Annotated in this window: 17 protein-coding genes, 1 tRNA gene and 4 pseudogenes; 14 read left to right on the top strand and 8 right to left on the bottom strand. The window is 67.2% G+C overall.

What is annotated here, in order from left to right; all coding sequences use genetic code 11:
* Nucleotides 1–5: 5 nt before the first annotated feature.
* From GSQ95_RS07530 to GSQ95_RS07520, 3 genes are all read right to left on the bottom strand, one after another.
* Entirely contained in the window at nt 6–668 is a 663-nt protein-coding gene (locus GSQ95_RS07530) for an amino acid ABC transporter permease (RefSeq protein WP_133862070.1), read from the bottom strand.
* Between the two features lie 48 nt (nt 669–716).
* On the bottom strand, nt 717–1,496 hold the full coding sequence (locus tag GSQ95_RS07525) for a transporter substrate-binding domain-containing protein (RefSeq protein ID WP_236712125.1): 780 nt from the start codon (nt 1,494–1,496) through the stop codon (nt 717–719).
* A gap of 265 nt (nt 1,497–1,761) precedes the next feature.
* Nucleotides 1,762–3,225 carry an amidohydrolase family protein gene (locus GSQ95_RS07520; RefSeq protein ID WP_158889400.1) on the bottom strand — a complete coding sequence of 488 codons (1,464 nt, stop codon included), beginning with the start codon at nt 3,223–3,225 and terminating at the stop codon, nt 1,762–1,764.
* Nucleotides 3,226–3,400: 175 nt separating this feature from the next.
* Between GSQ95_RS07520 and GSQ95_RS27095 the strand changes: the two genes are divergently transcribed.
* The 5 genes and pseudogenes from GSQ95_RS27095 to GSQ95_RS07505 all read left to right on the top strand — a co-directional run bounded on the left by GSQ95_RS27095 (nt 3,401) and on the right by GSQ95_RS07505 (nt 7,210).
* Nucleotides 3,401–4,420, top strand: coding sequence for a hypothetical protein (locus tag GSQ95_RS27095; RefSeq protein WP_372240032.1), 1,020 nt, complete (start codon nt 3,401–3,403; stop codon nt 4,418–4,420).
* Nucleotides 4,421–4,426: 6 nt separating this feature from the next.
* Nucleotides 4,427–4,549 (top strand): annotated as a pseudogene (locus GSQ95_RS27090) (HAMP domain-containing protein); the annotation flags it as partial.
* On the top strand, nt 4,550–5,419 hold the full coding sequence (locus tag GSQ95_RS27085; protein WP_372241634.1) for a methyl-accepting chemotaxis protein: 870 nt from the start codon (nt 4,550–4,552) through the stop codon (nt 5,417–5,419).
* A gap of 96 nt (nt 5,420–5,515) precedes the next feature.
* Nucleotides 5,516–5,947: a LexA family transcriptional regulator gene (locus GSQ95_RS07510; protein WP_158889402.1), complete on the top strand. Its 432-nt coding sequence runs from the start codon at nt 5,516–5,518 to the stop codon at nt 5,945–5,947.
* Nucleotides 5,940–7,210: pseudogene (locus tag GSQ95_RS07505) on the top strand (Y-family DNA polymerase). Before GSQ95_RS07510 ends, GSQ95_RS07505 begins: the two are co-directional and overlap by 8 nt.
* A gap of 15 nt (nt 7,211–7,225) precedes the next feature.
* On the opposite strand, the gene cycA reads toward GSQ95_RS07505, so the two are convergent.
* Nucleotides 7,226–8,608 (bottom strand): D-serine/D-alanine/glycine transporter, encoded by a 1,383-nt coding sequence (cycA, locus tag GSQ95_RS07500; RefSeq protein ID WP_158889404.1) that lies wholly within the window; start codon nt 8,606–8,608, stop codon nt 7,226–7,228.
* A 338-nt stretch (nt 8,609–8,946) separates the two neighbouring features.
* On the opposite strand from cycA, the pseudogene GSQ95_RS27080 reads away from it, so the two are divergent.
* Both GSQ95_RS27080 and GSQ95_RS07495 read left to right on the top strand, forming a co-directional pair.
* Nucleotides 8,947–9,264: pseudogene (locus tag GSQ95_RS27080) on the top strand (PAS domain-containing protein); the annotation flags it as partial.
* A 78-nt stretch (nt 9,265–9,342) separates the two neighbouring features.
* A pseudogene (locus GSQ95_RS07495) lies at nt 9,343–11,031 on the top strand (ATP-binding protein); the annotation flags it as partial.
* Nucleotides 11,032–11,125: 94 nt separating this feature from the next.
* On the opposite strand, the gene GSQ95_RS07490 reads toward GSQ95_RS07495, so the two are convergent.
* Nucleotides 11,126–11,199, bottom strand: a tRNA-Gly gene (locus GSQ95_RS07490).
* Nucleotides 11,200–11,333: 134 nt separating this feature from the next.
* Here GSQ95_RS07490 and GSQ95_RS07485 point away from each other — a divergent pair.
* The 4 genes from GSQ95_RS07485 to GSQ95_RS07470 all read left to right on the top strand — a co-directional run bounded on the left by GSQ95_RS07485 (nt 11,334) and on the right by GSQ95_RS07470 (nt 14,039).
* Nucleotides 11,334–12,395, top strand: coding sequence for a M4 family metallopeptidase (locus tag GSQ95_RS07485; RefSeq protein WP_158889408.1), 1,062 nt, complete (start codon nt 11,334–11,336; stop codon nt 12,393–12,395).
* A 12-nt stretch (nt 12,396–12,407) separates the two neighbouring features.
* The gene (locus GSQ95_RS07480) at nt 12,408–12,743 is read left to right on the top strand and encodes a protealysin inhibitor emfourin (protein ID WP_158889410.1); all 336 of its coding nucleotides are present in this window, start codon (nt 12,408–12,410) and stop codon (nt 12,741–12,743) included.
* A 163-nt stretch (nt 12,744–12,906) separates the two neighbouring features.
* Nucleotides 12,907–13,581: a SatD family protein gene (locus GSQ95_RS07475; RefSeq protein WP_256664495.1), complete on the top strand. Its 675-nt coding sequence runs from the start codon at nt 12,907–12,909 to the stop codon at nt 13,579–13,581.
* On the top strand, nt 13,578–14,039 hold the full coding sequence (locus tag GSQ95_RS07470; protein WP_158889412.1) for a hypothetical protein: 462 nt from the start codon (nt 13,578–13,580) through the stop codon (nt 14,037–14,039). Before GSQ95_RS07475 ends, GSQ95_RS07470 begins: the two co-directional genes overlap by 4 nt.
* A gap of 2 nt (nt 14,040–14,041) precedes the next feature.
* Here GSQ95_RS07470 and GSQ95_RS07465 read toward each other — a convergent pair whose 3' ends face one another.
* Entirely contained in the window at nt 14,042–15,073 is a 1,032-nt protein-coding gene (locus GSQ95_RS07465) for an MBL fold metallo-hydrolase (protein WP_158889414.1), read from the bottom strand.
* Between the two features lie 236 nt (nt 15,074–15,309).
* Between GSQ95_RS07465 and GSQ95_RS07460 the strand changes: the two genes are divergently transcribed.
* The gene (locus GSQ95_RS07460) at nt 15,310–15,924 is read left to right on the top strand and encodes a pseudouridine synthase (protein WP_158889416.1); all 615 of its coding nucleotides are present in this window, start codon (nt 15,310–15,312) and stop codon (nt 15,922–15,924) included.
* Between the two features lie 9 nt (nt 15,925–15,933).
* Here the strand turns inward: GSQ95_RS07460 and GSQ95_RS07455 are convergent, their stop codons facing one another.
* Both GSQ95_RS07455 and GSQ95_RS07450 read right to left on the bottom strand, forming a co-directional pair.
* Nucleotides 15,934–16,899: a HAMP domain-containing protein gene (locus GSQ95_RS07455; protein ID WP_158889418.1), complete on the bottom strand. Its 966-nt coding sequence runs from the start codon at nt 16,897–16,899 to the stop codon at nt 15,934–15,936.
* 62 nt (nt 16,900–16,961) lie between these two features.
* Nucleotides 16,962–17,561, bottom strand: coding sequence for a LysE/ArgO family amino acid transporter (locus GSQ95_RS07450; RefSeq protein ID WP_158889420.1), 600 nt, complete (start codon nt 17,559–17,561; stop codon nt 16,962–16,964).
* Nucleotides 17,562–17,660: 99 nt separating this feature from the next.
* On the opposite strand from GSQ95_RS07450, the gene GSQ95_RS07445 reads away from it, so the two are divergent.
* The gene (locus GSQ95_RS07445) at nt 17,661–18,548 is read left to right on the top strand and encodes a LysR family transcriptional regulator ArgP (RefSeq protein ID WP_158889422.1); all 888 of its coding nucleotides are present in this window, start codon (nt 17,661–17,663) and stop codon (nt 18,546–18,548) included.
* An 81-nt stretch (nt 18,549–18,629) separates the two neighbouring features.
* Nucleotides 18,630–19,574: an NAD(P)-dependent oxidoreductase gene (locus tag GSQ95_RS07440; RefSeq protein ID WP_158889424.1), complete on the top strand. Its 945-nt coding sequence runs from the start codon at nt 18,630–18,632 to the stop codon at nt 19,572–19,574.
* Nucleotides 19,575–19,664: the final 90 nt, after the last annotated feature.

The raw sequence follows: 19,664 nt of genomic DNA, 5'->3' as shown, positions 1-19,664 counted from the left end.
GGCTCCTAGCGGGTCAGGCTCAGCCGCCGCTCCAGCTGGCGCAGCAGCAGGGCGATGACGTAGCAGGTGAGGATGTAGAGGGCGCTGGTCACCAGCCAGGTCTCGATGACCCGGTAGCTTTCCAGGTTGATCTTGCGCGCCTGGTAGGTCAGTTCCGGCACGGCGATGGCCGCCGCCAGCGAGGTGTCCTTGAACAGCGAGATGAAGCTGTTGGACAGCGACGGCAGCACGTTGCGCAGCATCACCGGAATGATGACGTAGGCCTTGATCTGCCATTCGCGCAGGCCGATGGCCAGACCGGCCTCGCGCTGGCCCTTGGGAATGGCCATGAGGCCGCCGCGAAACACCTCGGCCAGGTAGGCCCCGGCATAGAGCGCCAGGGTGATGAGAAAGGAGCTGAGCTTGTCCAGGCGGATGCCGATGCTGGGCAGGGCGAAGTACAGCAGCAGGATCAACACCAGGATCGGGGTGTTGCGCACCAGGGTGACGTAGCCCGCTGCCAGCCAGCGCAGCGCCCGCACCGGCGAGAGCAGGGCGAAGGCCGTGGCCAGGCCGATCAGACAGCCGATGGCGATGCCCACCAGCGCCAGCTGCAGGCCGAGGGCGAGCCCGGCCAGCAGGTGGTCCAGGTTCTGCCACACGGGCGCGAAATTGAGGGTGTAGTTCATGCTCGACGTCTACCTAGAGGGCGCGGACGGGCCGCGCCGGGGCCAGGATCACTTGAACTCGACGGGGAAGCCGATCGCCGGGGACGGCAGCTCGACGCCGAACCACTTCTTGAAGGAGGCCTGGTAGGTGGGGAATTCCACGCCGGTCATGGCCTCGTGCAGGGCGGTGTTGACGAAGTTCAGCCAGTCCTGGTCGCCGCGCTTGACCGCGCAGGCGTAGGTCTGGGGACTCCAGGCGTAGTCGGGCGAGCGGTAGCGACCGGGATTCTGGGTCATCAGGTACTTGACCGAGGACTGGTCGGTGGCCACGGCGTCGGCGCGACCGGTGCCCAGGGCCTGGTAGAGCAGGTCGACGCTGTCGTACTGGTCGACCTTGGCGCCGGGCAAGGCCTGGTGCACCAGTTCCTCGGCATAGACGTTCTGCAGCACGGCCACGGTCAGGTCGCTCTTGGCCGCCTTGAGGTCATCGATCTGCTGGTAGCGGCTGTTGGCCGGCAGGAGCAGGGCCACGCCCTCGCGGTAGTAGGGCAGGGTGAAGGCCACCTGCTGGGCGCGGCTGGCGGTTACGGTGATGAACTGGCAGCTAATGTCGACCTTGTCGGTGAGCAGGTTGGGAATGCGCGCATCCGAACCCTGCACGACGAACTCGACCTTTTCCGGATCGTTGAACAGGCCCTTGGCGATGACCTTGGAGATATCGATATCGAAGCCCTGCAACTTGCCGTCGGCGCCCTGGAAGTGCCAGGGGGCGTTGGTGCTGCCGGTACCCACGACCAGATGGCCGCGCTTGAGTACGTCATCCAGCTTGGCCGCCTGGGCGCCGGTCATGGCGACCAGGCCGACCAGCAGCGCCAGCGTTTTCCACCCCTTCGTCTTGCCTGTCATAGCGTTTCTCCGTTTCCGTTATAGCGGAAGTATGTTCGTAACAACGGAATAGGTTGCAGTGACTGTGCCAGCTATTCGTCCGGCGTTGCAAATCACGGGCTTGGCTTGAGTGGCAGGCAGCGAAGGTTGCCTCCGGTGCACCAGGGGGCACCGGGAGGTGGCGGAAGGTAACGAAGGCGCACCAGGGCGAGGCGTTACCCGGTAGCGCTCAGGTGGGGCGCGGGAAGCCGTGCCGCAGATCGCCGGCGCGTGGCAGGAAGCGCCCATGGCGCTCGCCAATGACCTGATCCGGGGCGTAGGCGAGGCGGCCATTCACCCAGACGGCGTGGATGCCTTCGGCAGGCCGTTGCGGGTCGCTGAAGTCGGCCACGTCGCGGATGCGCCGGGGATCGAACAGCACCAGGTCGGCCTGGGCGCCCGGCTCGATCAGGCCGCGGCCGCTGAGGCCGAAGCGGGCGGCGGACAGGCCGGTCATCTTGTGCACGGCGGTGTGCAGCGGAAAGAGGCCGAGGTCGCGACTGAAATGCCCCAGCACCCGCGGGAAGGCGCCCCAGAGCCGCGGATGGGGGAAGGGGTCCTCAGGCAGGCCGTCGGAACCGATCATGCTCAGCGGATGGGCGAGGATCAGCCGCACATCGGCCTCGCTCATGCCGTAGTAGACGGCACCCGCCGGTTGCAGGCGACGGGCGGCTTCCTGCAGATCCAGGCCCCAGTCGGCGGCGATGGCGGCCAGGTCGCGGCCGCCGCACTCGGGATGCGGGGTGGACCAGGTGATGGTGATGCGGTGGCGATCGGTGACCTGTCTGAGATCCAGGGTCGAGGAACTGGCCGCATAGGGATAGCAGTCGCAGCCGACCGGCTGGCGGTGGGCGGCCCACTCCAGGGCGTTGAGCAATTCCGGCGCGCGGCCCCAGTTGTCCACCCCGGCGCACTTGAAGTGGGAGACCACCACCGGCGCCCGTGCCTGGCGACCGATGTCCAGGGCTTCGTCCAGGGCCTCGTGCACCGCGGCGAATTCGCTGCGCAGGTGGGTGGCATAGAGTCCGCCCACGGCGTCCAGCTCCGCGGCCAATTCGGCCACCTCCGCGGTCGGCGCCGCCGCGGCGGAGGCATAGGCCAGCCCGCTGGAAAGCCCCAGGGCGCCAGCCGCCAGGCTTTCACGCAATTCGAGGCGCATGGCGGCGATTTCGGCGGGGGTAGCGGCACGCTGGAGATCGTCCAGATGATTGCTGCGCAACGCCGTGTGGCCGACCAGGGCGGCCACGTTGACGCCGGGCCGCGCCTGCTCCACCGCCGCGCGGTAGGCGACAAAGGTGGGATAGCCGAAGACCGCGGCCGGGCCGAGCAGATTCAGCGGATCCGGCGGTTCGCCGCGCAGCCGCACCGGGGCGGCGCTGATGCCGCAGTTGCCCACCACCACGGTGGTGACCCCCTGGCTGAGCTTGGGCAGCTGCTGCGGTCGGCGGATGACCATGGTGTCGTCGTGGGTATGCACATCGATGAAGCCGGGGGCCAGCACCAGGCCGCTGCCGTCGCGGACCTCCCGTGCCGGTTGCCCGGCCAGTTCGCCCAGCGCCTGGATGCGCTCGCCGGCGATGGCCACGTCGAGTACCCGGCCCGGACGGTCGCGACCATCCAGCACAAGGGCATTGAGAATCACTACATCATGCATGCTAGAGCCTTTTTGCGACCGTTGGGGGATGTCTTTCGACCGTCGAGTGGCAAAGGGCCATATAAGCGAAGCGGCAGCTCGATAGCGATAGAACTGTTACAGAATGCTTTGTCTATTAGGTCACAAATTGGGCGGTACAGCCTGAGTGACCCCTTCTGCCGTCCGTGAGCTCGCCATGAATCTGTTGACCCCTGTCGTAAGCCTGATGAATCGCCTGAGATTCCCCGCCAAATTCGCCTGCCTGGCGGCCATCGTCCTGGTGCCCCTGATCTTCCTCAGTGTCTACCTCTACCAGGATATCCAGGAACAGCGGGTCGGCCTGGTCCAGGAAATCGACGGTCAGCGCTATCTGACGCAACTGACCCCGGTCGCCCGCCTGAGCATGTTGCAGCGGGCCCTGACCAAGCGGCTCCAGGATGGCGATGCCTCCGCCCAGCAGGACTGGCAGAATAACCGTGACAACCTGCTCAAGGCCTATGACGATCTGGGCCGGCTGGATCGCGAGCTCGGCACCCAGCTGGAAACCGGGGATCGCCTGAGCCAGTTGCGGCGGGGCGCCGAACGCCTGATGCAGGGGGCCACCGGCACCCCGCTGGAGGTGTTCGAGGCCTGGAACGAGCAACTGACCCAGACCCTGAACCTCTTCTATTACGTTTCTGCCACCTCCGGCCTGGCGCTGGATTCGGATTACACCAGCCTCTTTCTCATCGACATCACCTCCGTACGCCTGCTGCGGGAAATCAACCTCATCGGCCAGCTGCGCGGCCTGGCCTTCGGCCTGAGCGCCACCAACAGATTCGATCCGGCCAGTCTGAATCTGGCGCGCAGCGTGGTGAACCAGGAACGGCAGAGCGCCGACGAACTGGAGCAGGGTCTCAAGCTTCTGGCGCGTCAGGCACCGGAGCTGGCCCAGCGCCTCAAGGGCTCCCTGGCCCAGGCGGCGGACGACTATGCCAACTTCCGCCAGGGCATGCAGGCGGCCATGACCAATGAGGGGGCGGTTTCCGGGCGCGCCCTGGGTACCCAGGGCAATGCCGTGGTCGCCCGCTACTACAAGGTGCAGGACGAGGCGCAGGGCCAGCTCTCCCAGTTGCTCGCCGAGCGACTGGTCCATGCGACCACGCTACGCAATCTGGTCGTGGGCCTGATCCTGGGTGCCCTGCTGCTGCTGATCTATACCTTCGCCGGCATCTAACGGGCCCTGCGCCTGGGGATCGCCGAACTGGTCGGGGTGACCGCCGCCGCCGCCCAGGGCGATTTGAGTCGCCGCGCCGCCCTGCGCGGACATGACGAGATCGCCGACATCGGCCGTAGCCTGGACGCGATGCTGGAGGCCTTCGGTCGCTCGCTGCGCGAGGTCGATCAGGCCTCCAACGCGGTGGCCGAGGCCTCGGGATCCCTGGCTGGCTCCATCGGCCAGTCGCGTGCGACCATGCAGATGCAGCAGGGCGAGACCGATCAGGTGGCCACCGCCATCACCGAGATGACCGCCAGCGTGGCGGATGTCGCCAACAACACCGAAGGCGCCGTGGCCGCCGCCCAGCAGGCCGATCAGGCCACCCGGGACGGCACCCGGGTGATGCGGCAGACGCAACAGGCCATCGAGGCCCTGGCCGCCGAGGTGGACCTCAGCGCCACCAAGGTCGCGGCCCTGGAAAGCCACAGCCAGGCCATCGGCGGGGTCATCGCGGTGATCCGTACCATCGCCGAGCAGACCAACCTGCTGGCGCTCAACGCCGCCATCGAGGCCGCTCGGGCCGGTGAGCAGGGCCGTGGCTTCGCCGTGGTGGCCGACGAGGTCCGCACCCTGGCCTCGCGCACCCAGACCTCGACCGAGGAAATCCGCCGCATCATCGAGCAGTTGCAGGCCGCCACCGGCGAGGCCGTCGGCCAGATGCAGGCCAGTCGCGGCCATGCCCTGAGCGGCGTCGCGGCAGCCGAGCAGGCCAGCGTCAGCCTGACCAGCATCGGCGCCGCCGTGGAACGCATCGTCGACGTCAACGTGCAGATCGCCAGCGCCGCGGAACAGCAGGCCGCGGTCTCCGAAGACATCAACCGCAACACCACCGGCATCCGCGCCAGCACCCTGCAGGTCCTGGGCGGGATCGAGGCCGATGCCGGCACCGCCGAGCGTCTCGCCGGGCTCTCCCAGGACCTGCGCGGCATCGTTTCGCGCTTTCGCCTCAGCGCCTGAGGGCGCCGCTCATCGGCAGAAATTAGGTCGGACTTTACAACCTTGCGGCTGCGGATAACTGTATAAATATACAGTTATCCGCAGGAGCGCCTCTTCATGTCCGTTACCGTCCTGGGTTGCCTGGAGTCGTCCGAGACCCGGCTGCCGCTCTATGATTTTCGCCTGCCGTGCGGCTTTCCCTCGCCGGCCCAGGATCATCTGGAGCGCCAGGTCTCGCTGGACGAACTGGTCGACCTGCGCGCGCCGCACACCTATGTCATCCAGGCCAGTGGCGACAGCATGACCGGCGCCGGGATCTTCGCCGGCGATCTGGTGATCGTCGATCGCGCCCGGCCGGCACGGGTCGGCGACATCGTGGTGGCGGTGCGCGATCGCGAACCCACCCTCAAGCGCCTCGGCCGGCGCGGCGCCCATTTCGTCCTGCTGGCGGAAAATCCGGCCTATGCGCCCCTGGTCATCGGCGAGCGCGATGATTTCGAGGTCTGGGGCGTCGCCACCCACAGCCTGAGGCGCTTCGGCCATGGCTGAGTCGGTGCTGGCGCTGATCGACTGCAACGCCTTCTATTGCAGTTGCGAGCGGGTCTTCCGCCCCGATCTCGCGCAGCGGCCAGTGGTGGTGCTGTCGAACAACGACGGCTGCGTGATCGCCCGCTCGGCCGAGGCCAAGCGCCTGGGCATCGCCATGGCGGCGCCCTGGTTCCAGGTGCGCGAGCTGGCCCGGCGCGGCGAGGTCGAGGCCTTCAGTTCCAACTACGCCCTCTATGGCGATCTCAGCGATCGGGTGATGCGCACCCTGGCGACCCTGGTGCCGCGCCTGGAGCGCTACAGCATCGACGAGGTATTCGCCGATCTGGCCGGCCTGCCCGAACCCCTGGACGCCCTCGGCCAGCGCCTGCAGGCGCGGGTGCAGAAATGGACGGGCATCCCGGTCAGCGTCGGCATCGCCGGCACCAAGACCCTGGCCAAGCTGGCCAATGCCGCCGCCAAGCGCTGGCCGGCGCGTACCGGCGGGGTGCTGGATCTGCGCGACCCGGCGGTGCATGACTGGGTGCTCAAGCATTCGCCCATCGAAGACGTCTGGGGGGCGGCCGGCGCCTGGTCGCGCGCCTGCGCGGGGAGGGCGTCAGCACGGCCTGGGAGTTGGCCGGGCAGGACGCCTGGTCGCTGCGCCAGCGCTATAGCGTGGTGCTGGAAAAGACCGCACGGGAATTGCGCGGACTGGCCTGCCTGAGCCTGGAGGAACTGGAAGCGCCATGGCAGACGATCTGCAGCAGTCGCATGTTCGGTCGCCGCCAGTACCAGTTCGGCGCCCTGGCCGAGGCGGTGGCCAGCTACACCGCCCGCGCCGCGGAAAAGCTGCGCGCCCAGGGCTCTCTCTGCCGCACCCTGAGGGTCAGTATCCAGACCGGCATGCACGGCGCCGACGAGGGCCGCTACGCCAATGCCGCCCTGCTCAACCTGCCGGCGCCCAGCGACGACACCCGGGTGCTCAACGACCAGGCCCAGGCGGGTTTGCGCGAGATCTTTCGCGACGGCTTCGGCTATGCCAGGGCGGAGGTGCTGCTGCTCGATCTCTGCGGCCGTGGCGAGGTGGCGGCGGATCTCTTCGCCACCGCCCCGGATCCAGCCGCTGCCCGGCTGATGGCGACCCTGGACGCCATCAATGGCCGGTTCGGTCGCGAGACCCTGAGACCGGCGCGGATTCCGCGCGATCCCGCCTGGCAGATGCGCCGCGACCTGCTCAGCCCGCGCTACACCACCCGCCTCGATGAACTCTGGACGGTAGGCTGAGCGCCCAGGGCCGGTCTAGGCGGCGCGTCCCGCCCGCTGCCCGCGCCACCAGTAGCCCATGCCCAGCAGCAGGAACCACAGCGGGCTGGCCAGCAGCGCCTGGCGGGTGTCGTCCTGCAGGGTCAGCAGCACCAGCACCGCGGCGAAGAAGGTCAGCACCCCGTAGCACACCCAGCGCCCGCCGGGCAGGCGAAAGGCGGAGGCGGCATGGCGCTCCGGACGGTTGCGGCGGTACGCCAGCCAGGCCAGCAGGATCAGCGACCAGACGAACATGAACAGCACCGCGGCCAGGGTGGTGACCAGGGTGAAGGCGGTGACTAGGTTGGGGATCAGGTAGATCAGCACCGTACCCAGCAGCAGGCACAGGCAGGACAACACCAGCCCGCGCGCCGGCACCGCCGCCCGCGAAAGGCGGGTGAGGCCGCGTGGCGCATGACCTTCGCGGGCTAGGCCATAGAGCATCCGGCTGGTGGAGAAGATGCCGCTGTTGGCCGAGGAGGTGGCCGAGGTCAGCACCACGAAATTGATCAGGCTGGCGGCCATGGGCACGCCGGCCAGCACGAAGAGTTCGACGAAGGGACTCTTGTCCGGCACCACCTGGCGCCAGGGCGTCACCGCCATGATCACCACCAGCGCCAGCACATAGAACACCAGGATGCGCAGCGGAATGGAATTGATCGCCCGCGGCAGGTTGCGTCGCGGATCGGCGGTTTCGGCGGCGGTGGTGCCCACCAGTTCGATGCCGACGAAGGCGAAGACGGCGATCTGGAAACCGGCGAAGAAACCGCCCAGCCCCATGGGAAAGACGCCGCCGTCGTTCCACAGATTGGCCAGGCTGGCGACGTTGCCCGAGGGCGACTGGAAGCCCCAGAGCACCAGGCCGAAGCCGGTGACGATCAGCGCGCAGATGGCGACGATCTTGATCAGCGCGAACCAGAATTCCAGTTCGCCGAACAGCCGCACGGTGACCAGGTTGAGCCCCAGCAGGAGCAGCACGCAGAGCAGCGCCGGGATCCAGGGGGCGAGGCCGGGAAACCAGAACTGGGCATAGGCGGCGATGGCGATGACATCGGCGATGGCGGTGACGATCCAGCAGAACCAGTAGGTCCAGCCGCAGAAGAAGCCGGCCCAGGGCCCGAGCAGATCGGTGCAGAAGTCGATGAAGGACTTGTAGTCCAGGTCCGACAGCAGCAGTTCGCCCAGGGCGCGCATGACAAAGAACAGGGCGCTGCCGATGATCAGATAGACCAGCAGGATCGAGGGGCCGGCCAGGGCGATGGTCTTGCCCGAGCCCATGAACAGGCCGGTGCCTATGGCGCCGCCGATGGCGATCAGTTGCAGATGGCGATTGGACAGGCTGCGTTGCAGCCCCTCGGGCGGGGTGGAAGACGCGGACATGACGAGCGGATACCTGACAGCGACAGCGGGGGCCACACGGTAAGAGATGCACGGCGACGGTGCCAGTCGTTTCACCGGGACAGCATGCCGCAGGGCCGGCCTGCCACTGATGGGGGCGGCGGCGCCGTCGGTCACCTGGAACTCTGGCAGGCAGGCTCTTACCTGCCTATCATGGCCATCCGGGCCCCTGCAGCGGACCCGGACGGCCACGAGATCCCTCAGTGCCTCTTCCTGTGAGTCGTCCCTTGTCCTATCTCGAACGTTTCGCCTGGGAAACCACGCCACTGGGCGCGCGCGCCAGCTGGCCCGTGGCCCTCCGGACCACCTACGACCTGCTGATGGCCTCGCCTTTCGCCATGTGCGCCACCTGGGGCGCGGAGCAGACGCTGATCTACAACCAGGCCTACGCCCCCTTTCTCGGCGCGCGCCATCCCGCGGCGCTGGGGCAGCCGATCCAGGACATCTGGGCGGAACTGTGGGACGAGATCGCGCCGCTGATCGAGCGGGCGCTGTCCGGCGAGGCGCTGCACTTCGTCGACAAGCACTTCGTGATGACCCGCAATGGCTATCCCGAGGACACCTACTGGAGCTTTTCCTACAGCCCGCTGCGGGACGGCGAGGCCATCGTCGGCATGCTCAACATCACCACCGAGACCACCGCCAGTGTCCAGGCCCATCACCAGCGTGATGTGGCCGAGGCCGCCCTGCGCCGGCACAACCTGACCCTCGAACAGGAACTCTCGGCGCGCATCGACGAGCTCGACAGCGCCCGCGCCGCGGAAAGCAGCGTGCTGGCCGCTGCCGAGCGCGTGCAACTGGCCCTGGCTGCCGGCGCCATCATCGGCACCTGGTATTGGGACCTGCCCACCGACAGATTCACCGTCGACGAAGCCTTCGCGCTCAATTTCGGCCTCGATCCGGCGCTGGGGCGCGACGGCCTGAGCCTGGCCCAGGTGGTGGCGACCGTGCACCCGGACGACCAGGCCGGTCTGGCCGCCGCCATTGCCGAGGTGATCGACCGTGGTGGCCGCTATGCCCACCAGTATCGGGTAAGACGGCGCGACGGCCGCTACTACTGGCTGGAAGCCAACGGCCACGTCGAACTGGCTCCGGACGGCACCCCGCTGCGCTTTCCCGGCGTGCTGCTGGACGTGGATGCCCGGCGTGCCCTGGCCGATGAGCGCGATCGTGCCCTGGCGGAGTTGCGCGACCTGACCGCCACCCTGGAGCAGCGCGTCGAAGAGCGCACCGAGGAACTGCGCCGCTCGGAAGAGGCCCTGCGCCAGTCGCAGAAGATGGAAGCGGTCGGCCAGCTCACCGGCGGCCTGGCCCATGATTTCAACAACCTGCTCGCGGGGATCTCCGGCAGCCTCGACCTCATGAGTCTGCGCATCGGCCAGGGGCGCTTCACCGAACTGGAAAAATACCTGCTGGCCGCCCAGGGTAGCGCCAAGCGCGCCGCGGCCCTGACCCACCGGCTGCTGGCCTTCGCCCGCCGCCAGACCTTGGCCCCCGAGGCCACCGTCGTAAACCAGCTGGTGGGCGGCATGCTCGATCTGGTGCAGCGCACCGTGGGGCCGGCCATCCAGGTGCACTTCACCAGTCTGCCGGACGACCAGCCCTTGCTGGTGGACCAGTCCCAGCTGGAAAACGCCCTGCTCAATCTGTGCATCAACGCGCGCGACGCCATGCCCAAGGGCGGACGTATCCTCATCGCCGCCAGTCATCGCACCCTCGGCGAAGCGGATACCCGCGATTTCGAACTGACCCCCGGGCGCTATCTGCACCTGAGCGTGACCGACACCGGCAGCGGCATGACGCCGGAGGTCGCCGCCAAGGCCTTCGAGCCCTTCTTCACCACCAAGCCCATAGGGCAGGGCACCGGTCTGGGCCTGTCGATGATCTATGGCTTCGCCCGCCAGTCGGGCGGCCAGCTGCGGCTGCGCTCGACGCCAGGCGAAGGCACCACCGTCTGCCTTTACCTGCCCCTGCGACCGGTGGAGCGACCGTGCGCCCTGCCCCTTACCGAAGGCCAACCCTGCCCGCTGGAAGGCGCCCATGCCACGGTGCTGGTGGTCGACGACGAACCCACGGTGCGCATGCTGGTGACCAATCTGCTGCGCGAACTGGGCTACGTCATCATCGAGGCTGCCGACGGCGCCGGCGGCCTGGAAGTGCTGCACTCCGATGCCCGCATCGATCTGCTGGTCACCGACGTCGGCCTGCCCGGCGGCATGAATGGCCGCCAGTTAGCCGACGCCGCCCGGGTCCAGCGTCCGGCGCTCAAGGTGCTGTTCATCACCGGCTTCGCCGAAACCTCGCTGCTCAGCGACGGCCACCTAGAACCGGGCATGGCGATCCTCACCAAGCCCTTCGCGGTGGAGGCCCTGGCGCAGCGGGTGAGGAGCCTGGTGGCGGGGTAGGTTTCGCGCGCGCAAAACCCCTGGGCAGAGCCTGAAAACGCAACGGCCCCCAATCAGCGTGTCCGCAAGGACTGATTGGAGGCCGCCTGAAATCTGGAGCGGGCGAAGGGAATCGAACCCTCGTCATGAGCTTGGGAAGCTCAGGTAATGCCATTATACGACGCCCGCGTGGGGTGCCTTTGTACCAGAAGCCTGCCTCCGGGTGAAGAGGCGGGAGTCGTCTGGTCGTTTCGTGGTCCAACGGACAGGACCGCACGCTGCGGTGATCGGGGACCTTTGTCCCCCAGAGGAGGAGGGCGCGCATGTCTCGTAACCCGGGCACCTACCAGGGGGTGATTCCCCCCTACATTCTTGGCCGCATCATCGATCATGGCGACGAACACCAGCGTTCCTGCGCCCTGACCACCCTGAGCCACGTCCAGAGTCTGTTGCACAATCCCGGTCGGCCCGGGGTGCGCCAGGCGCCGATCGGGCCGCTGCCGCGTACCGATGACGCCAGTCCGCAGCGCAGCATCTTCGATGCCGGCAATGCCATGCAGCTGCCCGGGCGCCTGGTGCGCCAGGAAGGCCAGCCGGCCCTGAGCGACGTGGCGGTGGACGAAGCCTATGACTACCTGGGCGCCACCTTCACCTTCTTCAACGAGGTCTTCGGGCGCAATTCCATCGATGGCCAGGGCCTGCCGCTGGCCGGCACAGTCCACTATGGCCAGGACTACCAGAACGCCTTCTGGAACGGCGAGCAGATGGTGTTCGGTGATGGCGACGGCGAGATCTTCAATCGATTCACCATCGCCCTCGACGTCATTGCCCATGAGCTGGTGCACGGCGTCACCGAGAGCGAGGCGGGGCTGGTGTACTTCAACCAGTCCGGTGCGCTCAATGAGTCGGTGTCCGATGTCTTCGGCATCCTGGTCAAGCAGTACCAGCTCAAGCAGACCGCCGCCGAGGCGGACTGGATCATCGGCGCCGGGCTGCTGACCAAGAAGATCAAGGGCAAGGGCCTGAGGTCGATGGCCGAGCCGGGCACCGCCTACGACGATCCGACCCTGGGCAAGGATCCCCAGCCTGGCCATATGCGCGACTACATCGAGACCCGCGAAGACAATGGCGGTGTCCACCTCAATTCGGGCATTCCCAACCGGGCCTTCTACCTGGCCGCGCTGGCCCTGGGCGGTCACGCCTGGGAAAAGGCCGGGCCGATCTGGTACGACACCCTTTGCGACAGTCGCCTGGCCAACGATGCGGATTTCGCCGCCTTCGCCCGCCTCACCGTCTCCAACGCCGGTCGTCGCTTCGGCGCCGAGTCGGCAGAGGTCCGTGCGGTCGAGGAGGCCTGGGCTGGCGTGGGTGTCACCCTTAGCTAGAGGAGCAAGGCAATGCGCGAACTTCCCCCGCTGGGCAAGGACACCGTGGTGCGACTCTCGCGACAGGGGGGCTTCGCGCCCCTGCATGCGTTAAGCAAGCCGCGGGAGATCGAATTCGGCCGGTACGACAGTGCCCAGCGCGGGCGCATCTGCTCGGTGCTGGAACGCTGCCTGCCGGAATCCGGCGAACCGGCCCAGGTCGGGCGCGGCGATCAGCGCTACTTCAAGGTGGAGCTGCGCTTTCGCCCGCAACCCGCCGAGCAGGAAGACGAACTGACCCTGCTGATCCCCGAAGACCGGGCGCCCAGTGAGCTGGTACGGCTCTGGGATAAGGGGTTGGTGGAGTGACCTGAATCACCAGACAGGGATGTCAAGCTGTTGAAGGTGACCTCAAGGATCCTGAATGCCTTGGCCTTCGACTGCTGGTCATTAGAGGTATTTAGCACTAGGCGAGTCATACCATCTTTGGGTAAAAAGAGCTGATTGACCCTTTTATGGTTACATCGCGAAAATGACCCTAAAGCAGGTAAAGACGGCCAAAACGCTCGCTGTGGTAATGGGTGACCTGGTGCATAGCGAGCAAGCTGTCGACGTGGCGCAGTTGCACAAGGCTTTCAATGAAGCGGTGGTGCAGCACAACAGGCGTTATGCCGACGTCTTGGCGTCACCGCTGACCATCACCCTTGGAGACGAATTTCAGGGTCTGGTGACCTCCTTGAATGCCGGCGCTCGGCTGTTGCGTGACATCAGGCTGGATCTCCTGCAGCGCAATATCGACTGCCGCTTCGTCCTGGGGCTGGCCCAGATAGAAACGGCGGTAAATCCGGAGCAGGCCTGGAACATGATGGGGCCTGGCCTCAGTCGCAGTCGGCACAAGCTCAATGAAAAGCGCGCGCTCTGCCGTTATGGGTTCTCGCTGCCACAGGAACCGCTGTTGGAGGTCGCTCTCGATGCGCTAGGGGTGGGTTTGACGGTGATCGAGAAAAGTTGGACGCAACGTCAATTGAGCGATATCGCGGCACTGTTGCACGGACAGTCGCCAGCAGAGCTGGCAGAGCAGCGTCAGGTATCGGTCCATAGCATCTACAAGGTACGCACCTCCGGCCACTTCGACGCCTATAGCCAACAGTGGAACGCCGTGCTGGAGGTACTGACAGAGCTGGATCGCAGGGAGGTCGACCAGTGAACGGGTTACTGCAAGGATTGCATACACTGGCCTATACGCTCTTTGCCTTGGTCCTGTTGACCGAGCTCGGCAATGTCTTGTGTCGCAGTATGCTCATCCGCATGCGACGGCCAGGGGTGCCAGATGCATCCGCCGATGGTGCCTTTTCCGCGGGACGCCTCATCGGTTGGCTCGAACGCCTGGTGTTGGCTGCGGGACTGCTGAGCAACAGCTGGGAAATCCTCGCGGCGGTGATAGCGCTCAAAACCGTCGCTCGCTTCAAAGAGCTGGATCAGCGGGACTTTGCCGAATACTTTCTGGTCGGTTCGCTGTTCAGCATTCTCTGGGCCATCGTGATTACTGGGGCCTGGACCCTCTATGACCAGCATTGGGGAATTGCTATGAGAGCTACCCTGATGGATTGGCTCAGCGCTTCCTCTCTACCGCCTTTGATCGAAACAGCAAAGGTCGGCGGCTGACCTCAGGGCACCGACCAGACCTCGCCCGGCGCCAGTGTCCGGAACGCCGCGTCCGCCAGGCCGTGCAGGGCCCGGGCATGGGCCAGGTCGCGGGGCGGGGCGAATTGCCCTTCGTCGCTCAGGGAAAAGGTGCCGAAGTGGATGCCCAGGCTGCTGGCCGCGCCCAGGGCCTGATGAGCGCGTACCGCATCGTCGGGATTCAGGTGGCTGTCCTGCATGAACCAGCGCGGTTCATAGGAGCCGATGGGCAGGGCGGCGAAGCGCGGCGCGCCCAGGCGTTCGCGGATCTGCGCGAAGTGCGGGCCCCAGCCGGTATCGCCGGCGAAATAGACCGGTCCGCTCGGCGCTTCCAGCACGAAGCCACCCCATAGCCGGCGATTGGTGTCGAAGCGGCTGCGCGCCGACCAGTGCTGGCCTGGCACCAGGTGCAGGCGCACGTCATCCTTGAGCGGCAGACTCTGCCACCAGTCCAGTTCGCTGACGGTGACGAAACCGGTCTCGCGGCGGATCAGCTCGGCGTTGCCCAGGGGCGTCACCACCGGCGTCAGGGGCGCGCGCTCGGCCAGGCGCCTCAGGGTCGCCAGATCCATATGGTCGTAGTGGCTGTGGCTGACGAAAATCAGATCCAGCGGCGGCAGGTCATCCAGGGCCACGCCGGGGGCATGATAGCGCCGCGGGCCGATGAAGCTGAAGGGACTGACCCGCTCCGACCAGACCGGATCGGCGAGGATGTTGAGGCCCTGATGCTGGATCAGCAGGGTGGCATGGTTGACGAAGGTCACCCGCAATTCGCCGCCCTCGACCCGCGTTGCTGGCCGCGTCGGCACAGCCGGCCCTTCCTGCCAGGTCCATTCCGGCCGGGTGCGGGTGAACTGCCATTTCAGCAACGTCCGGAGACTCTTGTCCTCGCGCGGCGCCAGGTTGTGGAAGCGCTCGCCGTCGAAGTGGTCGGTGCGTGGGCCTTCGTAGGCCGACGAGGCGCAACCGGCCAGGGTGAGCAGGTGGATCAGCCACAGCGGACGAAAGATGCGCATGGGACCTCGGACGAATAGACTGGATGGCCCAGATTACCCCTAAGAGCCTATTCAGAGTCTGCTGCGCGTCGGCCAAACGGCGTTGAAAAGGTCCTGGATCGCCAGCCCGGTCGGAATGCTCATTTACTTTTGTAAAATCGAGCGCGAGTACGATCCGCTTCCTCAGACATTTTCGCCTTGTTTGGCTCTAGCTCGCGAGCCTTTGAACAGGCCCTTACTAGCCGCCGTCGATCCCCATGTCGCGAAATACCCGTTCCACCCCCGGCCAGCGGCCCCGTCGCCAGGCCAAGGCGCCGCCGGTCACGCCGCGGTTGCTGCTGCTCAACAAGCCCTTCGATGTGCTCACCCAGTTCGCCGATGCCGATGGCCGCGCGACGCTGAAGGCCTATGTCGCGGTGCCGGGCGTCTATCCGGCTGGCCGGCTGGATCGTGACAGCGAAGGCCTGCTCCTGCTGACCAACGATGGCCAGCTGCAGGCGCGCATCGCCGATCCCCGGCACAAGCTGCCCAAGACCTACTGGGCCCAGGTGGAAGGCACGCCCAGCGAAGCGCAATTGCAGTGCCTGCGCCAGGGGATCGAACTCAATGACGGCCCCACGCTGCCGGCCGAAGCCCGTCTGCTGGCCGAGCCGCCGGTGCTCTGGGAGCGCGATCCGCCAGTGCGCTTTCGCAAGAGCGTGCCGACCGCCTGGATCGAGCTGACCATCCGTGAGGGGCGCAATCGCCAGGTGCGGCGCATGGCCGCCGCGGTGGGTCTGCCGACCCTGCGCCTGGTGCGCGTACGCATCGGCCCCTGGACGCTGGACGACCTGGCACCGGGGCAATGGCGCGAGGTAGCGGCGCAGCTCTAGCGCCGCAGTTCAGTCCTGCCGCTGGCTGGCGGCCTCCTGCAGATCGCCGGCGATGTCGGCGAGGCGGCGGCTGACCTCTTTCAGGACCTGCGGATCGATCGCGCGCGCGGGCTGACCCGGTTCGGTCAGCAGCTGACTGGCCAGCAGGGCGCTCAGGGCGCTGACCTCGCTGGCCTGATGACGCAGCTCGTGGGTGTGCTGGACGGCGGCGTCGCGCAGGAGGTTGGTGCTGAGGGTCAGGCGACCCAGTTCGTCATCGCGCCCGCCGGGCAGGCGCTCGCCGAAGCGTCCGCGCGCCAGCAGCCCCAGTTGCCGGGCGCAGGTCACCAGCGGGTCCACCAGCCGGCGCTCCACCAGTCTGACCCCCAGGAACAGCAGGCCGCCGCCGCAGAGCAGCAGGGCCAGGCCGGCGAGCAGGATGTCGCGCTGGGCCTCGGCGCGGATGGCGGCGATCTGCGCGGCGGTACGGCCGTGCAGTTCATCGACCAGGGCGGCGAAGCCCTCGGCGGTCTCGCGGTCGATACCCCGGACCTCGGCATCGCCGCGACGTGGATCGCGGTCATGGGCGAGATAGGCGGCATGGCCGGCGCGATAGCGCTCGCCCAGACGCCCGTGCTGGGTCCGCAGCGCCTGGAGCCGCGGTTGCAATTCGGGGTCGACGCGGGTGGCCAGCTGTTGCAGCCGCTGATCGACCTCGGCTTCGCGGGTCAGAAAGGCCTGCCAATAGCGCTCGGCGGTATCGGCATCGCCACCGCGCAGCAGAAAGTTCTTCCACTCCTGCACCTGGATCTTGAAGGTGAGGTGGGTGTCGTCGATCTCCACCAGCTGCTCCAGCGGGCCCTCGATCAGGTGCTGGTAGCGGTGCAGTTCGCGGGAAAGCAGGCCGAAGCCGGCCAGGGCGATCAGCAGCATCAGCAGCAGACTGCCGCCGAACAGGAGCAGGCTCTGGCTGCGGAGCGAGCGGGCGAAGGGCATAGGGACTCTCGACAGGAAACGCAGAGCCGCAGCTTAGGGCGCTCGCCGGGCGAAGGCCAGCCTCAGGTCGAGACCAGCAATTGCACCGCGACGGCAAACATCACCCCGGCCACCAGCAGATCGATCAGTCGCCACACCCCCGGACGGGCCAGGTAGGGTGCGGCCCAGGCCGCGCCCAGGGCGAGTCCGAAAAACCACAGCATGGAGGCGGTGGCGGCGCCGAACACATAGGCCAGGGGCGCGGCCTGCTGGCTGCCCAGGGAGCCCACCAGCAGCACCGTGTCCAGATAGACATGGGGATTGAGCAGGGAGACGGCGGCCGCGGCGAGCAACGCCTGGCGTCGACTGCGCGGACTCGTGGTCTCCAGCTTGTCGATGGCCGCCGGCCGCCAGGCCCGGCGTAGCGCCTGGGCGCCGTACCAGAGCAGAAAGGCCGCGCCGCCCCAGCGCAGGATGTCCACCAGCAGCGGGCTGTGCTGGATCAGCGCGGCCAGGCCCAGTACGCCGGCTGCCACCAGGATCACGTCGCAGGTGAGGCAGAAGGCGGCGATGGCCAGATGGTGCTCACGGCGCAGCCCCTGAGCCAGCAGATAGGTGTTCTGGGCGCCCAGCGCCATGATGAGACTGGCCATGGTCAAGAGGCCGGTGAAATAGCTGTTCATTGCAAGGGTATCGCCTTGTGGTCCGGGAATGGCTGCCACCTTGCCGGGTCTGGGTGTATAAGAAAAACCAATATTCCTTATGCAGCATTAGCTGAATCGATGATCGACTACAAGTTGCTGGAAGCCCTGGCGGTGGTGGTGGAAGAGGGCGGCTTCGAGCGGGCGGCGCGCCGGCTGGGTCTGTCGCAATCGGCGGTGTCCCAGCGCATCAAGCTGCTCGAAGCCCGGGTCGGCCAGGCGGTGCTGGTGCGGGAGACACCGCCCCAGCCCACCGCGCCGGGGCTGCGGCTGTTGCGCCATATCCAGCAGGTCCGCCTGCTGGAAGCCGATCTGGGCAGCGAGGTGCCGGGACTGGCCGAAGAGGTGCCGCAGCGGCTCCGTATCGCCCTGAACGCCGACAGCCTGGCCAGCTGGTGGCCGGCCGCGGTTGGCCCCTGGCTGGTGGCGCAGGGGCTGCTGCTGGATCTGGTGGTAGAGGATCAGGACGTGGTGCTGCGGCGCATGCGCGCGGGCGAGGTGGCGGCCTGCCTCTGCGCCAGCGGTCAGCCCCTGGCGGGCGCCCGGGTGCGATCCTTGGGCGCCATGCGTTATCGCGCCGTGGCCAGTCCGGACTTCTGTGCCCGCTGGCTGACCGGGCGGCCGATCGCCCAGGCCCTGGTGCGCGCGCCCGCCATCGTCTTCGGCCCGGACGACCGCCTGCAGCACCGCTACCTGGAGCAGCTCGGTGTCACCGCGCCCTTCGACTACCATCTCTGCCCGTCCGCCGAAGGCTTTCAACAGATGGCCCTCAGCGGTATCGGTTGGGGTCTGCTGCCCGATATCCAGAGTGCGGCCGCCCTGGCCAGTGGTGCCCTGGTGGATCTGGCGCCCGGTCACTGGGTGGATGTCCCGCTGTTCTGGCATCACTGGCGCAATGGCGGTGTCGCCCTGCAGGCGCTGACCCGCCATCTGGAGGGCGTCGCCGGCCAGTGGCTGGTGCGCGACTAGCGGCGCCTGTCGAAGGCTTTGGTTACACTGGTCCCTGGGTCGTCCTCGGCGACCGCGGACAGGTTCGGGAATCCCAGCGACATGCGTATCTTGATCACGGGCGCCAGCGAGGCGCTCGGTGCGGGTCTGGCCTGCGATCTGCTCGACCGCGGCCAACTGGTGCGGGTGCACGGCCGCCCCGGCGCGACCCTGGACGCCCTGGTCGAACGCGGCGCCGACTACCACCCGGCCTTGCTCGACCAGCCGGCGCAGGTGGTGGCGCTGTGCGACGACATCGACGCCATCGCCCACTGCACCGACGTGGCCGGCGTGCCGAGCGCCGCGGATCTGGATCATGGTCAGGTGCTGATCGAAGCCGCCCTGCAGCAGCAGGTGGCGCAATTTGTCTATGTGTCGTCCGCGCGCCTCTATGAAAGGGGCGGCGAAGCGCTCAAGGAAGACCAGGTGCCGGCCAAGCCCAGGAGCCGCGAGGCCCAGCGCCGTCTGCAACTGGAGCGCCTGGCCCTGGCCGCCGGTGAATTCGGCCCCCAGGTCACGGTGTTGCGGCCGGCCCAGGTGCTCGGCCTGGCCGATCGCGACTGGGCACGCTGGTTGCTGGAAAGAGCCAAGGCCAGGCAGCTGGGGCGTAGCGGCAACGGTCTAAATCGCTGGGACTTCACCAGCGCCGGCAACCTGCGCAAGGCCCTGGTGACCTTGCTGCTCAGGCAACCGGCCGCCACCCGTGGCAAGGTCTTAAACCTCAGCGATGGCCAGCCCCTGGTGTGCTGGGACGCGATCAACTTCCTGCTGCGCCGCTTCGAGCTGCCGCCGGTGGTCGAGCGCAAGGCCTTCGATCCCCGGCGGCTCTATGCCCGCTTGCGCACCCCGGGACATGAATCCTGCTGGCCCGAGTTGCTCGACAGCGCCTTCACCCTGGACATCCGCGCCGCCCAGGAGGCCTTCGGCTACCTGCCCGAGGCCAGTTCCTGGAGCGCCCTGGAAGAATATCGCCCGCGGGCGCCCCAGGCCCATAGCGGACCGGTCTAGCGGCCATCCTCAGCGTACCCAGGGCATGGCATGCTGGCGCTTTGCTATCAACGCAGACTGCGCTTCGGCGCACGCTCCCGGGGCCAATCC

It is taken from the genome of Pseudomonas sp. BAV 4579 (assembly GCF_009765395.1).
Classification (GTDB): Bacteria; Pseudomonadota; Gammaproteobacteria; order Pseudomonadales; family Pseudomonadaceae; genus Chryseomonas; species Chryseomonas aestiva.
This window is presented reverse-complemented; position numbering and strand designations above follow the sequence as displayed.